Below are 17106 nucleotides of genomic sequence, written 5' to 3' on the forward strand. Positions count from 1 at the left end.
GACCTCCTAGTGGCCCAGTGCGCGCAGCATCGGGACGGTGCGCGCGACCCAGCCCACATCGGGATCGTCGATCGCGCCCTGCGTGCGCTGCTCGCCTGCGAGGAACCACAGGAAGTACGTCTCGTAGCCGGGAGCCGAGACGAGCGTGTGGTACCCCTCGGGCATCATCTGCATCACGTTGTTGCGGATCGTGTAGTTCTCCTCGTCGCCCTCGTCAGTTGTGACGCGCGAGATGCCGAAACCGTCGCCGGGGTTCACGAGGTAGTAGTACATCTCCTCGTGGCGCGCCTCGCGGGGCAGGTCATCCACCTTGTGGCGGTGCGGCGGGTAGGTCGCCCAGTTGCCGGAGGGGGTGAACGTCTCCCCCACGATCAGGCGGCGTGCCGGGAGGTCGGGCTGTGCGACCTCGGTGAGGATCTGGTGGAAGTTGCGCGAGAAGTTCGCCGCGCCCCACCGGCCGTTCGCGACGCGATCGGGAGCGATGACGTACGGATCCACGTCCAGGTCGCTCGGCGCCGACGGCAGCGCGATCTGCACGTCCGTCACTGCGGTGAACGAGTAGTCGCGGCCCGCGGGAATGTAGACCGAGTGCGGCTTGCCCGCGAAGACGTTCGGGCGCCCGCCGACGGCGGCGAACGAGCTGTCGCCCACGCGGACGTCCACCTTGCCCCCCAGGACGACGGCGAGAATCTCGCGATCGCCCGAGTGGCCCTCGTGGCTCTGGCCCTTGGCGAGCCTGACGGTCGAGAAGTCGAGCAGCTCGCAGGGGTTGTGCGGCAGGGTGTTCAGCCCCTGCTCCGTGCCGATCTCGCTGTGGTACTTGGCGGTCATGGTGTCACCTTTCTTGGGGTTGGGACATGGACTCGGGCCGGAAGGAATGGGAGACCACCGGGGACGTGAGAGTGCCGAGGTGGCCGTAGGTGATCGATACGGTGTCGCCGGGGCTCAGCGAACGGCCGGAGGCCGCGGGCCCGGGGAGCTTTCCCGGTGTGCCGGTCGCGATCACGTCGCCGGGACGCAAGGCGATGGCTCGGCTCACGTGGGACACCAGCCACGCCACGGAGCGGATCATGCGCGAGGTGTGAGACCTCACCGTCACTTCTCCGTGGCACTCCACCGTGATGTCGAGCGCCTGGGGATCGGGAACCTCGTCGGCCGTGGTGAGCCACGGGCCCATCGGCCCGAAGGTGTCGAACGACTTGCCGAGGGTCCACTGCGATCCCCACGCCTGCACGTCCCGGGCGCTGACGTCGTTGAGGATGGTGTAGCCAGCGACATGGGAGAGCGCATCGGCCTCACGCACCCGCGACGCGTGGCTGCCGATCACGACGGCGAGTTCGCCCTCGTAATCCACCTCGTTCGACTCGGGAGGCAGCCTGATGGCGTCCCCGGGACCGATGATCGACTGGGGCGCCTTCGCGAACACGTCCGGGTGGTCGGGCACGGCGCCGTCCTCGTCGCCATGGCCGAAGTAGTTGTAGCCGATGCACACCAGCATCCCGGGGTCCGGCACGGGAGCCAGCAGCCTGGCCTCCTCGAGAGAGAGGCGCACCGCCGCGCTGGCCGATGACTCGGCGCGCACCGCGGACCAGGCCTCGGAGCCGCCCCACAGCAGGCGCGACATCGACGCCGGGGCGCGGTCGCGCGCGCCGATGTCGACGAGCGCGGAGCCATCCTCCGTGAGTGCACCGAGTCGGGCTCCCGCGTCGCCTGCGAAGCTCACCAGCCTCATGCTGCGCGCCTCCTCTCCCCGCCCGTCACCAGAACGACGGACGGTCGGGATGGCTCAGACGCACGAGGTTCTCGAGGTAGAAGTAGTCGCCCCACAGCGTGCCCTCATCGATGCCCACGTCCTTGGGCATGTCGTAGACGCCGTGCACCAGGAGTGCGTTCGAGTCGTCATCGGGGCCGGGCGTGTAATGCGCCACGAGGGTGTCCATGATCGCGAGCGCGGTCGCGCGTGCCGCCGGGTCGCCACCACTGGCGGCGTCGATCTCCATCAGTCCCGCAGCGGCGATCGCAGCGGCCGACGAGTCACGCAGCGTGCCCGGCTGGCCGGCCTCGGCAAGATCCCACGGCGGCACGCGGCGCTCGTCGAGGCGAGACTCGAAGTACGCGGCGCACGTGCGGGCGGCGTCGAGGAATTCGGAGCGACCCGTGAGCCGGTAGTTGATGGCGAATCCGTAGATCCCCCACGCCTGTCCCCGCGCCCAGCAGGAGTCGTCGGCGCTGCCCTGCTCCGTCGCTCCGCGCATCGGGCGCCCGCTGTCGGCGTCCCAATAGAAGGTGTGGAACGTCGACCCATCGGGCCGGAAGATGTTCTCGCTGAGCTGCTGGACGTGGGTCAGCGCCGCCGCGGCATACGCGGGGTCGCCGCTCTCGCGAGACGCCCAGTGAAGCAGCGGCGTGTTCATGAGGCTGTCGATGATGGTCCGTCCGCGCTGCGTCGGATCGTCGAGCGCCCCCCAGGCCTGGATGATGCCCGCCGCAGGGATGTACCGCTCCATGAGCGCATCGGCCGCATCCAGGGCCGCCCGGCGGGCGAGGGCGTCGCCCAGGCGATCGGACGGGACGACGCAGGACAGCTGATAGAGGAAGCCGAGGTCGTGCGTCTCCGTGTCGATGCGCCCCTCGACGCGCTCGCGGAAGGACTGCACGTGCGCGCTCGCGGCCGTCGCGAACTGCTCGTCGTCCGTGTGCTCGTACGCCAGCCACAGCATCCCCGGCCAGAAGCCCGTGGTCCACCCCACATTCGATCCCTCGGGAAGGCCCTCGCGCTGCCGCGGACGGTAGCGATCATCCGTCGTGGTGTCGTCGGGGTATGCCGTTCCGAATGCGGCGATGTTCGCGCGCACGGTGCGGATCGCGGCAGCGAGCGCAGCGTCGATGTCTGTGGCATCGGCTCTCGCCTGCGACGTGAGGGGCATTGTCTTCTCTCCTAGGGGTGGGTTGCGGGTCATGCCGCGGGGGCCATGACGGGGGGCAGGACGGGACGCAGCGAATAGCGTGCGTTCGCCCACACCAGGTACAGGGCGGGGGTGAGGGCCAGGCCGAGGCCGAGCGCGGGCTGCTGGATCGCGAAGCCCGCGAACACGCTGAGCACCACCAGCGACAGGGCCGAGAGGTACCACCGGCGCACCGCCAGCGCGAGGCTCGCCTTCCATGCGAGTCGCAGACGCGCCTCGGGCTCGACGGCCAGCGCGACCAGGACGGTGAGGGACGTGATGAGCGTCACGACACCGATGGTGGCGAGAATGGGGATCACCAGCGCGCCCCACCGCGACTCCCACACGATGCCCACGTCGATGATCACGATCGCGAGCACCGCGGTGGCCGTGACGCCCACGATCAGGGCCGGCCGGAACGTGGCCCGCAGCGTCGCGATGAACGTGCGGATCACGGTGGTCTGACCCGTGTCGCTGAACCGCGTCATGACGCCGAACGCCGCAGCGAACAACGGAGCGACGAAGGGCATGAGGACCAGCAGCGCGTGCCAGCTGAAGCCGAGGTCGGTGGTGGCGTACAGCAGCACGATCGGCAGCACGGGGATGCCCACCAGGATGTTGGTCATGAGGATGACGTACGCCATCCCCGTGACGGTCTCGAAGGCGCGCTGGAAGGAGTCGTTCATCGGTCAGCCCTTCAGCCCGGTCGTGGCGACGCCCTCGACGAAGTAGCGCTGAGCGAATCCGAAGATCAGCGCGATGGGCAGCACCGACAGCACCGAGCCCGTCATGATGAGCGCGTGCTCCGCGTTGTACTGGTCGATGAACGAGTTCAGTCCGATCTGGATGGTCCAGATGTCACGGTCGCGCAGGTAGATCAGCGGCCCGAGGAAGTCGTTCCAGGTGTTCACGAAGGTCAGCAGCGCGAGTGATGCGATGCCGGGAATCGCGAGCGGCAGCATGATCCTGCGGTAGATGCCGTATTCGTTGAGCCCATCCACCCTGGCCGCCTCGCTGAGCTCCGGCGGAATCGACTCGAAGTACTGACGCATCAGGAACACGCCGAACGCACCGAAGGCCTGCAGCGCGATCATGGCCCACAACGTGTTGTTGAGCCCGATCTCCGTGAAGATCTGGAACTGCGGCACCATGTACGCCTGCCACGGCACCGCGATCGTCGCGACGTACATCAGGAACAGCGTGTCGCGCCCGGGGAACCGCATCTTCGAGAATCCGTACGCCGCGAACGATCCAGTCAGGCACTGCAGGAACGTGATCACGACCGACAGGAACAGCGTGTTGCGCGTCCACAGGAACATGTCCGACTTCTGCCAGATCTCGATGTAGTTGCTCCACTGGACTGGGTCCGGGATCCACTGCACGGGGACGGTGAAGACCTGGTTGTTCATCTTGAGCGAGGAGATGATCATCCACGCGAAGGGAAGCATCACGGCCGCGGCGGCGATGATGAGCGCCATGTAGCCGATGACCCGGTAGAGCGGGTACAGGGGGCTGCGCTCGAGGCTCGTGCGCGAGCCCGACGGGCTGGACGACGTCAGGGAGGAAGTGGTCATCGTTCGATCCTCTTGTTGACAAGGAACTGGACAATGGTGACGACGAGCGACATCGAGAACAGCACGATGGCGCCCGCTGACGCGTAGCCGTACTCGAACTCGACGATGCCCTTCTGATAGATGAACTGGGCCAGCACGAACGTGGACTGGCCGGGGCCGCCCGCCGTGAGCAGGAACACCAGGTCGAACACCTTGAGCGACTGGATGGTGAGCATGACGGTGACGAAGAAGGTGGTGGGACGCAGGCACGGCCACGTGACGTTCCAGAAGCGCTGCCACGCGCTGGCTCCGTCGACGCGTGCGGCCTCGTACAGGGTGCGCGGCACGGTCTGAAGTCCGGCCAGGTACAGCAGCATGAAGAACCCGGTGTCGCGCCAGACGCTCACGAGGATCACGGCGGGCATGGCGAGCGTGCTGTCGGCGGTCCAGCCGACGCCGGGGTCGAGTCCGACGACGCCCAGGATCTGGTTGATGACGCCGTCAGCGCTGAAGAGCTGGCTCCACACGGCGGCGATGGCCACCACGGCGGTGATGTACGGGAAGAACGCGGCGGTGCGGAAGAAGGCCACGCCGCGCAGCTTGGTGTTCAGCAGCATCGCGAGCGACAGCGCCGCGACCAATGTCAGCGGAATGTGGAAGACGCTGTAGTAGAGCGTGTTCCCCAGCGAGGTCTGGAAGGATCCGTCCCCGATGAGGCGGGTGAAGTTGTCGAACCCGAGGAACTCCGGGTCACCGAAGGCGCTCCATTCCGTGAACGCCATATAGAACAGGAACACCACGGGGATCAGCGTGACCAGCCCGAACCCGAGGAAGTTCGGGAGGATGAATGACCAGCCGATGAGGGTGTTGCGCCGGCGCATCGCGTTGCGGGGCTTGCGCGAGCCGCCCGGCTGCACTTCCCGCACCGCTGGCGCGTCTGTTGCCATTGTCATCGTGTCTCTCGTTCCGTTGCAGTGACGGTCAGGGTCGAGGAGGAGCACCCCAGACGATGGCGGGGCCGGTGAGGACCGACCCCGCCATCGGCGTGTGGGGGCTAGCCCACCTCGTTGGCCACGCGCTCCTGGGCCTCAGCGATGCCGTCCTCCACGCTGACGGAGTCGGTGAGAATCGCGGAGTGAGCGTCGTTCAGGATGTTCTGAATCGCCGCGGTGTCGAGCGACACCGGGTTCTCAGGGAGCGTCTCGTGCGTGCCGAAGGCGAACTGCGACAGCTCGTCCTGGGGCAGGCCCGCAACGGAGAAGTAGGCCTCGGTGACGGCGTCAGAGGCGAAGGCCGGCTTGATGCCGATCTGCGCGAGAGCCGAAGCCGCGTCCTCGGACCCCACGAACGCCAGGAACTCCTTGGCGGCGTCCATCTTCGCCTCGTCGATCTGCGGGTTGATACCGACCGCGGTCGGGTCACCGAACGACACGGGGGTCTCGAGAGTCGAGTCGTCGTACTGCGGTGCGGGCATGAAGCCCCACTCGAAGTCCTCGGCCTCGCCGCTCTCCTGCTGTGCGATCAGCGTGGCGACGTACCAGGAGCCCATGTTCATCATCGCGGCCTCCTGGGTGCCGAACTGCGCCTGGTAGGTCAGCTGGTTGGTCTGGACGGTCGCGAAGTCGGTCTGAGCGCCCGACTCCTGCATCGCGAGCACCCGGTCGTAATACGGAGCCAGGAATGAGAAGTCGCCGCTGAAGAGGTCGGCGCCAGGCGTCTGCGCGAGCGCGAAGCCCTGCAGGGTCGACTGCCAGCTGTGCTGGTACGACCCGGTCGCGTCGAGCCCATCGTTGAGCTGGTTGGCGAGGTCCGCGTACTCATCCCAGGTGATGGCGCCTTCCGGGTGCGCGATGCCGGCCTCGTCGAACAGGGACTTGTTGTAGTAGGTGAACCAGGTGTCCTGGCGATACGGCACCGCCCACGTCGCCCCGTCGACCTCGTAGAAGTCGAGGGCGCCGTTGCCCTCGCCCACGCCGTCAGCGACGTCGCTCACGTCCACGAGCTGCTCGCCGTCCTGGAAGGTGGCGAAGTACTTGAGGTTCTTGAGGATGTACAGGTCAGGCGCCGCGCCTGCGGACAGGTCGGCCGTGATCTGCGTGTCGTACTCCGCGGCGTCGTACTCCTGGAGCTCGACGGTCACGTTCGGGTTGATGGCGTTGAACTCGTCTGCCAGCAGCTGGAACTCGGGCGTGCTGTCCAGGCTCCAGGCCGACATGGTGAGGGTGACGGGCTCGTCGCCCGAGCCGGAACCGGTGTCATCGGGGGTCGAGCTCGAGCCATCGTCGCTCGAGCAGGCAGCGAGCGTGAGGGCCGCTGCGATCGCGACTCCCGCGCTTCTCATCACGTGGTGCTTCATTGCGCCTCCTTGGTGGGGGTGGTGGTCGGGTCAGATGCGACCCTGGTTTCACTGGAGAGGGCGGCGCCCTCTTCAGAAATGTGGTGGTCGAGGGTGAGCGTGGACTGCTGTCCGTCCGCCCAGACGACGGCGAGCACATCGCCGTCGAGCCGTACGCGCGGCGCCTGGCCGACGCCAGCGAGGCCCCCGACGAGTCCGACCGTCACGGCGATCCACTCGCCCGGCACGATGTGCGCGACGTCGATGTCGATCACGGGGATGTCGGTGGCGTCGCCGAGCGGTGTGGCGTCACGTCGATGGTGCACGTGCGCGTGGGCGTGAGGGTGTGCGCACTCGACGGTGCTGACGCCGTGGTCGCCGGCCACGCTGGCCTTGCCGCCGTTCACGTGCTCCACGCCCGCCGCGACGGCCCAGCCGCCGATGCGCATCGTGACGGCACGCTCGCGGCCCGCCTCGGTGACGTGGTCCATGCGCACGCAGCGCACCTCCCACGCGCCGCGCACCAGCGACAGCGTGGTCACGCTGGCCGCGACGACCGCGTCTCCGGTGAGCCCCGAGCCGTGACGCTGCTGGATGAGGTCAGGCGTGATCCAGTGCACCTGTGCGCGTGAGGCACCCACGGCCGCGATTCCGTCCGTGTCCATCTCGAGGGCCAGCGGCGTGAGCCCCGCGCGATGCGTGGACTCCTCGTCGGCGTCCACCAGGGTCACCGACCCGTCGAGCGGCGAGCGCCAGCTGGCTTCGTCCAGGAGCGGTGAGGTGCGGGTGCTGTAGGTGAGGCGTGCGTACAACGGCGAGTCGCCGGTGAGTGCGCCCTCCACCGCGTGGTCGGTGCCGTGATTGACGACCCGGACGATGCCGTCGTCTGAGGTGCCTGAGATGATCCAGCCGGGCGCCTGGGCAAGACGAATCACGTCACCCGAGTCGATCGGAAGCTGCGCCGCGGGAGCTCCCCACACCTCGTGATGCGCGGGAAGCGCCAGTCCGAGGAGTCCCTTGGCTGCCCAGTAGGGAGACCCGGGGCCGGAGTAGCGCTGGGCGAGCGCGGGCCACGGGCCATGCCACCCCAGGGTGAGCAGCCCGTCCTCGTCCGGTGCTCCACGGTCGACGAAGTGCTGGACGATGCGCATCGCGGCAGCCCGCAGCGTGCCCGCATCGTGCGACGGCACCTCCGACAGGACCCCGGCCCACATCGGCGCTGCGGCGGCGAACCGGTAGATGAGGCTCCGCCCCTGAATCAGGGGGGACCCGTCCGCACCGACGAGGCTCAGCGCATCCGTGAGGAAGCGGTCGAGCAGCAGGCGATCCTGCGCGGCACGGCCCGCCGCGAGGTCGCGTGCGCCCTCCATGCGGGACCACAGCGCCGGGTACAGGTGCAGCGCCCACCCCGAGTAGTGGTCGAAGGCACGCTCGGCGCCGTCGGAGAGCCATCCGCCCGGGCGGACGAACGTGTCGTGAGTGGCCAGATCCTCGCGCATCTCCGCCTCGGAGTGCGGGCCGCCCACGGAGCGCAGGAAGGTCTGGACCACCAGTCGGAACCACACCCAGTTGATGCGGGGATAGGTGTCGTCGCCGACGGCGGCGGCGAGGTAGTCGATCACGCGGCGCTGGACGGTGCTGTCGAGCCCCTCCCACAGCCACGGCCGCGTCATGTCGAGGATCAGAGCGATGGAGGCGGCCTCGACCTTGGCCTGGGCGTGCTCTTCGAGACGGGGCCACCGGTGGGAGCCAGCAGGGTCGGTGCCCGCGGACAGGCCGCGCCCGAACCGCTCCAGCAGTCCTGCCGGATCGTCACCCTCGCGGCCGGCGAGCACGAAGCCCGCAATGAGGAACGTCCGAGCAAACCCTTCGAGGCCGTCGACCGCGGCGCCGTAGCCACCGGTCGGTCCCGGCAGGCGCACGTGTGAGGCCGCATCGTCCGCATGCCGTTCCGTCGCCGCGAGCATTCTGAGCGCGAGCGCTTCCAGGTCATCGCGTGTGCGAAGAGGCACCACGCCGGGTGTGGCGTCCTCGGTGCTCCGGCGCATGTGCGGGCCTCTCGTCGATGAGATGGGGAACGGGTGCTGCGTGTCTGACTTCGCCCACAGTCAAGCGCTTAAGTTTCGTAATTGTCAACTACTGTCACCATTTCGAGACCAAAGGTGCTTGAAACGAACAAAAGCGCACAGTAGTCTGGGGCGAAACGAGGAGGACACCGTGGTCGCAGAGCCCCCACCCGAGGGCCCGCTGATGCAGGCGTGGTCGACCGTGCGCGAACGCAAACCCGCGCCGCTGCCGGTGGCGCCGGCATCCGACCGGTCGACCTGGGGCAATCCCCAGGCGCTGCACGGTCCCAGCGTGGACGCGATCATGGCGCGCGCACAGGACGACCTCGGTACGGACTGGCCCGTCGTCCCGGCCTCGCTGTACGCGCGGTACCACCGCGACGGCGACCGCACGCTCTACGAGGACTACGTTCACGCCCGCCACCAGCGCCTCACCCGCGCGGCGGTGACGGCAGCCGTGTCGCTCGAGCCCCGCTGGATCGACGAGGTGGTCGATGGCGTCACCGCACTGTGCGAGCAGTCCTCCTGGTGCTGGCCCGCCCACGACGAGGTGGGAGATCGAGGCGACCACGTGCCGGACATGACCCGCCCGTACCTGGACCTGGGCGCCGGTGAGGTGCTCGCGCAGCTCGCCTGGATCGATGCACTCCTGGGCGAACAACTCGACGCGCACGCGCCCGGGCTGCGCCGACGAGTGCGGCATGAGGCTCGGTCCCGCGCGTTCGCGCCCTTCGTTCGCCGCCGGGACTGGCACTGGATCGGCCTCGACGGCGACGTGCACAACTGGAACCCGTGGATCCATGGCAACGTCATCTGCGGTGCGCTGGCACTGCTGGACGGAGCAGAGCGCGATGAGGTGCTCGCGCTCGCGGTGGCCGGGCTCGACCTCTACCTCTCCCGCCTGCCCGACGACGGGGCGATCGACGAAGGCTACGGGTACTGGTGGAACGGAGCCTGCCGCGCGTTGGAGGCGATCCACCTGCTGCAGCAGTGCTTCGGGCCGCTCGACCTGACGGCCCTCGGCGCGCTGCGCGCCAGCATCGAGTTCCCCGCCGCGATGAACCTCGCGGGACCGTGGTTCGTCAGCGTCTCCGACTCGTCCGCTCGCCCCCACGAATCTGCGCCCTGGCACAGCCTGCACCGGGCGGCCTCCGAGTGGGGGCTCACGTCGAGCGCGCGCTTCGCCGCGAGCAGGGTCGAGGCCGCGACCGCAGTCGCCACCGAGGACCAGGGGTGCGGACGCACCCTGCTCGCCCTCACCGACACCGCGTGGCACCGCGCGATGGGCTCCGCGCCTCCGGCCGCGGCCGACGTGTGGCTGCCGTCCATCGAGCTCGGCATCCTGCGGCCCCGGGGGCATCACCGCCTCACTGCGGTGCTCAAGGGTGGGCACAATGCCGAGCATCACAACCACCTCGACGTGGGCTCGTGCATCATCGCCCTGGACGGCGTGCCTGTCATCGTGGACCCGGGCCGCCCCACGTACACGCGCGAGACGTTCTCCCCGCGCCGGTACGACATCTGGACGATGCAGGACGCGTGGCACTCGGTGCCCGCGATCGCGGGCATCGGCCAGGGGCAGGGCGCCTCCTGGCGGGCGGGTGAGGCACGGATGTCCAGCACCGAGGAGCACGGCGAGCTGTCCATCGACCTTGCTGGCGCGTACCCCGACTGCCCGGCCCCGTGGTGGCGCCGCACGCTCCGGGTCGACCACGCGGCCGGGACGGTGACCCTGGAGGACGCATGGCCCGCGTTCGCTGCGGAGTCGCCCACCCTCTGGCGGGTGATCATCGCGGGAGAGGTCGACCACGGCCACGGACGTGGCCCCGTCCGCGTCCGCACCCTCGCCGGCCGGACAGTCGTGCTCGACTGGGACGCCACGCTGACGAGCACGTGGGACCATCGAGTCATTGACGATCCCATGCTCACCCGTGTCTGGGGAGACTCGCTGTCGCGTCTCACCGTCCGTGTGCCGCACGCCCAAACGAGCGCGTCGTTCGCGCTGACGATCCGGGAGGAACCATGAGCGCATCTGAACGCAGATCCATGCTGGGCGAGGAGCGGCGGGCGATCCTCATCACCACGCTCGAGCGGGAAGGCGTGGTGCGGATCAGCGACATGGCCGAGCGCATGGGGGTCACGCAGGTCACGCTCAGGCGCGACATCGGCGCGCTGAGCGATGAGGGCGTCGTGCGGCGCGTCCACGGCGGCGCCGTGCTCGCCGAGCGCCGTACGGACGACGTCACCGAGCAGGTCCCGTCGACCAACGCCGCCTTCTCCTCCGACATCACCCTGGGCATGCTGGTGCCATCCCTGGACTACTACTGGCCAAGCGTCATCCGCGGAGCCGAGAAGGCGGCCGAGGCGCGGCACATGCGGCTCGTGCTGCGAGGATCGTCCTACGAGGCCGACGACATGCGTGCTCAGATCGACCGGCTGCTCGACGGCAACGCCGTCTCCGGTCTCGTGCTCGCCCCCAACATGGCCGCGGAGCACACCACCGAGACCCTCGAGTGGCTGGCAGGGACGGACACGCCGGTCGTGCTGGTCGAGCGCCGAGCCCGCAACGGCGCCCTCGCAAGCGCATTGGAATCGGTCACCACCGACCATGCCGAGGGTGCGCGCATCGCGCTGCGGCACCTCGTGGAGCTCGGACACCGCCGCATGGGCATGGTGACGTCCACCGCGAGCCCCACGAGCCAGCACCTGCGGCGGGGTTGGCACAACGCGCTGGCCGAGTTGAGTCTCGGATCGTCGCGAGACATCGACGTCGACGTGCCGGAGCCATCGGAGCCAGGCTGGGCCGAGGTCGCGGACGCGGTGCTCTCCGCCTGTCGGGAGACGGGCACCACCGCGCTCCTGGTCCACGCCGATGCGGCGGCTGCGGCGCTCGTGCAGCGCTGCGTCCATCACGGGATGTCCGTGCCCCGCGACCTCTCGGTGATCGCGTACGACGACGAGTTCGCCGACATCTTCACGCCACGCCTCACGGCCGTTCGCCCGCCCCGGCAGTCGATCGGTCACGGGGCGATCGACCTGCTGGCCGCGCGGATCGCCGATCGGAACCGCCCGCTTCACCGGGTCGTGATCACGCCGTCCCTGCGGGTCCGGGAGACCACGGTTCCTCCGCGCTGATCGCGCGGCAGAGCCCCGTCCCACACCGGCCTGCGGGCCGCCTCCAGCGCCAGCGCTCTCTACAGACCCTGGGCCAGCCGGTAGTAGGCGGCGTTCGCGCGCATCTCAGCGGCGAAGGCCGGCAGCGTGGTCGACTCGTCGATCACGAGCAGCTCGATCTCGCTCATGGTCGCGAAGTCGCGGAACACCTCGAGGCCCACCTGGTTCGACATCACTGTGTGGTGGGCTGCGCCCGCCTGGATCCAGGCCGTCGCGGAGGTGTGGAAGTCGGGCTGCGGCTTCCACACGGCGTGACCGACGGGCAGCTTCGGCATGGGAGCCGGGAGCGCCACGTTCTCGACGACGTTGGCGACCAGGCGGAACCGCTCGCGCATGTCGCTCATGGCGACCACGATCGCGTCCCCCGCATCGGCCGTGAAGACCAGGCGCACCGGGTCCTCCTTGCCGCCGATGCCGAGCTCCGCGACCGTGAGCCGCGCCTTCTCGCTCGACAGTGCAGGGTTCACCTCGAGCATGTGGGCGCCGAGGATCAGCTCGTTGCCTGGCTCCAGGTGGTACGTGTAGTCCTCCATGAGGCTCGCACCTCCGGGCAGGCCGGCGCCCATGACGGCCGCGGTGCGCACCAGGATCGCGGTCTTCCAGTCGCCCTCGGCGCCGAAGCCGTAGCCATCGGCCATCAGGCGCTGGACGGCGAGGCCGGGGAGCTGACGCAGCTCGCCCAGGTCCTCGAACGTCGTGGTGAAGGCGGTGAATCCGCCCTCCTCGAGGAAGGACCGCAGGCCCAGCTCGATCGCGGCGCCGTAGCGCAGCGAGTCCGCGCGCTCCGCGCCGGGACGAAGGTTCTCGTCGACGTCGTAGGTGTCGACGTACTCGGCCACCAGCGCGTCGATGTCCGCCTCGGACTGCGCGTGCACGACCTCGGCGAGCTCGTTGACGCCCCAGGTGTTGACCTGGACCCCCAGCTTGATCTCGGCCTCGGTCTTGTCCCCCTCGGTGACCGCCACGTTGCGCATGTTGTCGCCGAACCGCGCGAGGCGCAGGTTGCGGGTCGCGTGACGCCCGGCGGCGGCACGCACCCACGTGCCCACCCGCTCCTGCGTCGCGGCGTGTGACGCGTGACCCGCAACCGTGGTGCGCGGGATCGACATGCGGGTCTCGATGTACCCGAACTCGCGGTCGCCGTGCGCGGCCTGGTTGAGGTTCATGAAGTCGAAGTCGATCTGGTCCCACGGCAGGTCCACATTCGCCTGCGTGTGCAGGTGGAGCAGCGGCTTGTCGAGGGCGCCGAGGCCGGCGATCCACATCTTCGCGGGGCTGAACGTGTGCATCCAGGCGATGACGCCGATGACCTTGTCGTCAGCGTTCGCGTCGAGCATGGCCTGGCGGATGCCGTCGCGCGACTTCACGACCGGCTTCCACACGATGCGCGCGGGCACCGCGCTGGCGCCGTCGAGCGCGGCCGCGACCGTCTGCGACTGCTCGGCGACCTGTCGCAGCGTCTCGTCTCCGTAGAGGTCCTGGCTGCCGGTGAGGAACCAGACCTCGTACTGAGCGAGATCGGGGATGACGGAACGGGTGCTCACTTGGATTCTCCTTCTGCGGCGCCGCCGCGCTGTCCGTAGACGTTCTGGTAGCGATCGAACAGGGCGTCGATCTTGTCCTGCGGGAGGGGGATGAGGTCTCCGCCCTGGCGCGCGATGTGGGTGGTGCGGGCCACGTCCTCGCACATGACGGCCGCCTTCACCGCGTCCTTGGCGTCCTTGCCGATGGTGAAGACGCCGTGGTTCTGCATGAGCACGGCCTTCGAGCGGTGGCCGTCGAGGGTCGCGACGATCCCACGGCCGATGCTGTCGTCGCCGATGATCGCGAACGGGCCCACCGGGATGGGTCCGCCGAACTCATCGGCCATGCCGGTGATGTGGCACGGGATCTCTTCGCCGCGTGCCGCCCAGGCGGTCGCGTACGTCGAGTGGGTGTGGACGACTCCGCCCACGTGGGCCATGTGCTCGTACACGTATGCGTGCGCGGCGGTGTCGGACGAGGGGCTGCGGTCGGACCCCGGCGAACCGGGAACCGCTCGCCCGTCGAGGGTGCACAGGATCATGTTGTCCGGTGCGAGCTCGTCGTAGCTCACGCCCGAGGGCTTGATCACGAACAGCTCCTCGCCCGGCACGCGGCCGGACACGTTGCCACCGGTCCACACGACCAGCTCGTAGCGCGTCAGCTCGCTGTGCAGGCGGGAGACATCCGCGCGGATGCGGTCGATGGTCTCCTGGACGGCGGAACTGAACTGGCTCACTGGTGTGCCTCCCGGCGAATCTGCTTGAGACGCTTCATGACGTCGTTGCCTCCGCGGCCGAAGTAGTCGTGCAGGTGCAGGTACTCGGCGTACAGGGCGTCGTAGGCATCGGCCGATGCGGGGTTCGGGGTGTAGACGGCGCGGTTCACCTTGCCCATGGCCTCACCCGCGGCGCGCACGTCCGGATAGGCGCCGGCGGCCACGGCGGCGTGGATGGCGCTGCCGAGCGCGGGGCCCTGGTCGGAGGCGATCGTGGAGATGGGCAGGCGCAGGATGTCCGAGTACGCCTGCATGAGGTCGCGGTTCTTGAGGAGCCCGCCGGCGACCACGAACTCCGTGACGGGCACGCCGGACGCGTTGAAGGTCTCGACGATCACGCGCGTGCCGAACGCGGTGGCCTCGTGGAGCGCGCGGTAGATCTGCTCGGGGCGGGTGGTGAGCGTGGCGCCCAGCACCATCCCGGAGAGCTCGGTGTTGACGAGCACAGAGCGGTTGCCGGAGTGCCAGTCGAGGGCGATCAGGCCGTGGGCGCCGACAGGCTCCGCGTAGCCCAGGTCCGTGAGGTGCTCGTGGATCGACTTCCCCGCTGCCTCGGCATCCGCGTAGTACGACGCGGGCACCTGGTTCTTCACGTACCACGCAAAGATGTCGCCCACGCCGGACTGACCGGCCTCGTAGCCGTACAGTCCCTCGACGATGCCGCCGGGCACCACCCCGCACATGCCGGGGACCTCGGCGAGCTGCTCGCCATTCATCACGTGACAGGTCGAGGTGCCCATGATGGCGACCATCTGGCCGGGCTCGACGGCCTTGGCGGCCGGGGCGGTGACGTGTGCGTCGACGTTGCCCACCGCGACGGCGATGCCGGCGGGCAGCCCGGTCCACTCGGCGGCCTGGGCCGTGAGCGTTCCCGCGGCGTGGCCCAGCTGGCCGATGTCGCCCGTGAGCTTGGTCTCGGCGAAGTCGGCGAAGTCGGGGTTCAGCGCGCCCAGATACTCGCGCGACGGGTAGGCGTCGTCCTGGTAGATGGCCTTGTAGCCGTTCGTGCAGGCATTGCGCACGTAGGTGCCGGAGAGCTGCCAGATGATCCAGTCGGCCGCCTCGACCCAGTGGTCCATGCGGTCGTAGATCTCGCGGTCCTCCTCGAGCAGCTGCAGCGCCTTCGCAAACTCCCACTCGGAGGAGATGAAGCCGCCGTAGCGCGAGATCCAGGACTCGCCGCGCTCGTGGGCGACGGCGTTGATCCTGTCGGCCTGCTGCTGGGCGGCGTGGTGCTTCCACAGCTTCACATAGGCGTGCCTGCGGTCCTCGAAGCCGGGAACCTCGCACAGCGGGGTCCCGTCGGCGAGCACCGGCAGCGGCGTCGACGCGGTGAAGTCGGTGGCGATGCCGATCACGGAGGCGGGGTCGATTCCTGCGGCCTTCACGGCGGCGGGAACTGCATGGCGCAGGACGTCGCGGTAGTCGTTCGGGACCTGCAGCGCCCACTCCGGCGGGAGCTTCTCGCCGGTGGCGGCCAGCGTGGAGTCCATCACCGCATGGCTGTATTCGTGAACCGCGGTGCCCAGTTCGGCGCCGTCGGAGACCCGGACCACCAGGGCACGTCCGGACAGGGTTCCGAAGTCGATGCCGATCACATGGGCGTCGCCGGGCGAGGGGTCGTGTGCGGCGTCGCTGCCGCCATCATCGAGCGTCATGGCGTGAACGTTAACATGCGCTGTTCGACGGGGCAATCGGACACGCGGTGGACTGCCCTCTCCGGCGCGTCTGCGGCGCCCGTCAGGCGGGGAAGAGCGCCTCGATCAGCGTCACGTGATCCGGCGCTGGGCGCCACGAGGCGGAGGCGGCGTTCTGGCGGATCTGCTCGGGTCGGGTGGCGCCGGCGATCACCGAGGACACAGCGGCGCGTGACAGGAACCACCCGAACGTCGCCTCCAGCATGGTCACGCCCCACTCGTCGCACAGCCGCTGGTAGGCCTCCATCGCGTCCCAGTCCGCCTGCTCGGCGATGTGGGGGCGCTGGCGCGCGATCCGCGAGTCGGCAGGCATGTCGGTGCGCGTGAACTTGCCGGTGAAGAGCCCATTGGCCAGCGGGAAGAATGGCAGGAACCCCGCGCCGATGCGCTCAGCGGCGGCGAACCGACCATCCGTCTCCACGGCACGTGCGACCAGGCTCAGCTCGTCCTGGCTCGAGGCGATGGCGGGCACGCCGAGGCCCGTCGCCGCCGCATCGGCCTGCGTGAGTTGCTCCGCCGTGAACTGCGAGACGCCGTAGGCGCGGATCTTGCCCTCGTCGATCAGCTCGGACAGCGCACCGATGGTCTCCTCGATGGGCGTGGCAGGGTCGGGCTGATGCTGCTGGAAGAGGTCGAGACGATCCGTCTGGAGCCGCTCGAGCGACGCCTCGCACGCGGCCCGCAGGTACGCACGGGAGCCTTTCGCGCCGCGCTCGTCGAGCGGTGTGGCGACCTCGGTGAAGCCGAACTTTGTCGCGACGATCGCCTCGTCCCGGCGGCCCTTCAAGGCGTGCCCCATGAGCGACTCGGAGAGTCCCCACTCGCCGCCGTACAGGTCCGCGGTGTCGAAGAAGGTGACGCCGGCATCGAGTGCGGCGTGGATCACCGCGTCCGTGCCCTCCTGCGTCTGCGACGCCGTGCCCTGGCGGCCGAAGTTGTTGCAGCCCAGTCCGATGGCGCTGACGGCGAACGGGGCGGATCCGAGGGTGCGCTGTTCCATGCGTCTCACGCTAGCCGCCCGCAGCCTCGACGAGCGC

At 69.1% G+C, this 17106-nt stretch carries 14 protein-coding genes; 2 read left to right on the plus strand and 12 right to left on the minus strand.

Annotated elements, in window-relative coordinates; genetic code table 11:
* Positions 1 to 6: 6 nt before the first annotated feature.
* The 8 genes from iolB to QQX02_RS02910 all read right to left on the minus strand — a co-directional run bounded on the left by iolB (position 7) and on the right by QQX02_RS02910 (position 8881).
* Positions 7 to 831, minus strand: a complete 825-nt coding sequence (iolB, locus tag QQX02_RS02875) for a 5-deoxy-glucuronate isomerase (RefSeq protein ID WP_301141095.1) — start codon at positions 829 to 831, stop codon at positions 7 to 9.
* A 4-nt stretch (positions 832 to 835) separates the two neighbouring features.
* Positions 836 to 1732: a fumarylacetoacetate hydrolase family protein gene (locus tag QQX02_RS02880; RefSeq protein ID WP_301141096.1), complete on the minus strand. Its 897-nt coding sequence runs from the start codon at positions 1730 to 1732 to the stop codon at positions 836 to 838.
* A gap of 25 nt (positions 1733 to 1757) precedes the next feature.
* Positions 1758 to 2927, minus strand: coding sequence for a glycoside hydrolase family 88 protein (locus tag QQX02_RS02885; RefSeq protein ID WP_301141097.1), 1170 nt, complete (start codon positions 2925 to 2927; stop codon positions 1758 to 1760).
* 29 nt (positions 2928 to 2956) lie between these two features.
* Positions 2957 to 3631, minus strand: a complete 675-nt coding sequence (locus tag QQX02_RS02890; protein WP_301141098.1) for a ferredoxin-NADPH reductase — start codon at positions 3629 to 3631, stop codon at positions 2957 to 2959.
* A gap of 3 nt (positions 3632 to 3634) precedes the next feature.
* A complete protein-coding gene (locus QQX02_RS02895; RefSeq protein ID WP_301141100.1) occupies positions 3635 to 4519 on the minus strand; it encodes a carbohydrate ABC transporter permease in 885 nt (294 codons plus the stop codon).
* Positions 4516 to 5451 (minus strand): carbohydrate ABC transporter permease, encoded by a 936-nt coding sequence (locus QQX02_RS02900; RefSeq protein WP_301141101.1) that lies wholly within the window; start codon positions 5449 to 5451, stop codon positions 4516 to 4518. The genes QQX02_RS02895 and QQX02_RS02900 overlap by 4 nt, the downstream gene beginning before the upstream one ends.
* Before the next feature lie 101 nt (positions 5452 to 5552).
* Positions 5553 to 6854 carry an ABC transporter substrate-binding protein gene (locus tag QQX02_RS02905; protein ID WP_301141103.1) on the minus strand — a complete coding sequence of 434 codons (1302 nt, stop codon included), beginning with the start codon at positions 6852 to 6854 and terminating at the stop codon, positions 5553 to 5555.
* On the minus strand, positions 6851 to 8881 hold the full coding sequence (locus QQX02_RS02910; RefSeq protein ID WP_301141104.1) for a DUF2264 domain-containing protein: 2031 nt from the start codon (positions 8879 to 8881) through the stop codon (positions 6851 to 6853). The genes QQX02_RS02905 and QQX02_RS02910 overlap by 4 nt, the downstream gene beginning before the upstream one ends.
* 169 nt (positions 8882 to 9050) lie before the next feature.
* On the opposite strand from QQX02_RS02910, the gene QQX02_RS02915 reads away from it, so the two are divergent.
* Together QQX02_RS02915 and QQX02_RS02920 are read left to right on the plus strand one after the other, a co-directional pair.
* Complete coding sequence (locus QQX02_RS02915; RefSeq protein ID WP_301141106.1) at positions 9051 to 10925, plus strand: heparinase II/III domain-containing protein; 1875 nt, start codon at positions 9051 to 9053, stop codon at positions 10923 to 10925.
* Entirely contained in the window at positions 10922 to 12034 is a 1113-nt protein-coding gene (locus tag QQX02_RS02920) for a substrate-binding domain-containing protein (RefSeq protein ID WP_301141107.1), read from the plus strand. The genes QQX02_RS02915 and QQX02_RS02920 overlap by 4 nt, the downstream gene beginning before the upstream one ends.
* A gap of 59 nt (positions 12035 to 12093) precedes the next feature.
* On the opposite strand, the gene araA is transcribed toward QQX02_RS02920, so the two are convergent.
* The 4 genes from araA to QQX02_RS02940 form a co-directional block, all read right to left on the minus strand.
* Entirely contained in the window at positions 12094 to 13617 is a 1524-nt protein-coding gene (gene araA, locus QQX02_RS02925; RefSeq protein WP_436968494.1) for an L-arabinose isomerase, read from the minus strand.
* Positions 13614 to 14333: an L-ribulose-5-phosphate 4-epimerase gene (locus tag QQX02_RS02930; protein WP_301141109.1), complete on the minus strand. Its 720-nt coding sequence runs from the start codon at positions 14331 to 14333 to the stop codon at positions 13614 to 13616. Before QQX02_RS02930 ends, araA begins: the two co-directional genes overlap by 4 nt.
* Entirely contained in the window at positions 14330 to 16030 is a 1701-nt protein-coding gene (gene araB / locus QQX02_RS02935; protein WP_301141110.1) for a ribulokinase, read from the minus strand. The genes QQX02_RS02930 and araB overlap by 4 nt, the downstream gene beginning before the upstream one ends.
* Before the next feature lie 82 nt (positions 16031 to 16112).
* Complete coding sequence (locus QQX02_RS02940) at positions 16113 to 17069, minus strand: aldo/keto reductase (RefSeq protein WP_301141111.1); 957 nt, start codon at positions 17067 to 17069, stop codon at positions 16113 to 16115.
* Between the last annotated feature and the right edge of the window lie 37 nt (positions 17070 to 17106).

The organism is Demequina muriae, from assembly GCF_030418295.1.
In the GTDB taxonomy this organism is placed as follows: domain Bacteria; phylum Actinomycetota; class Actinomycetes; order Actinomycetales; family Demequinaceae; genus Demequina; species Demequina muriae.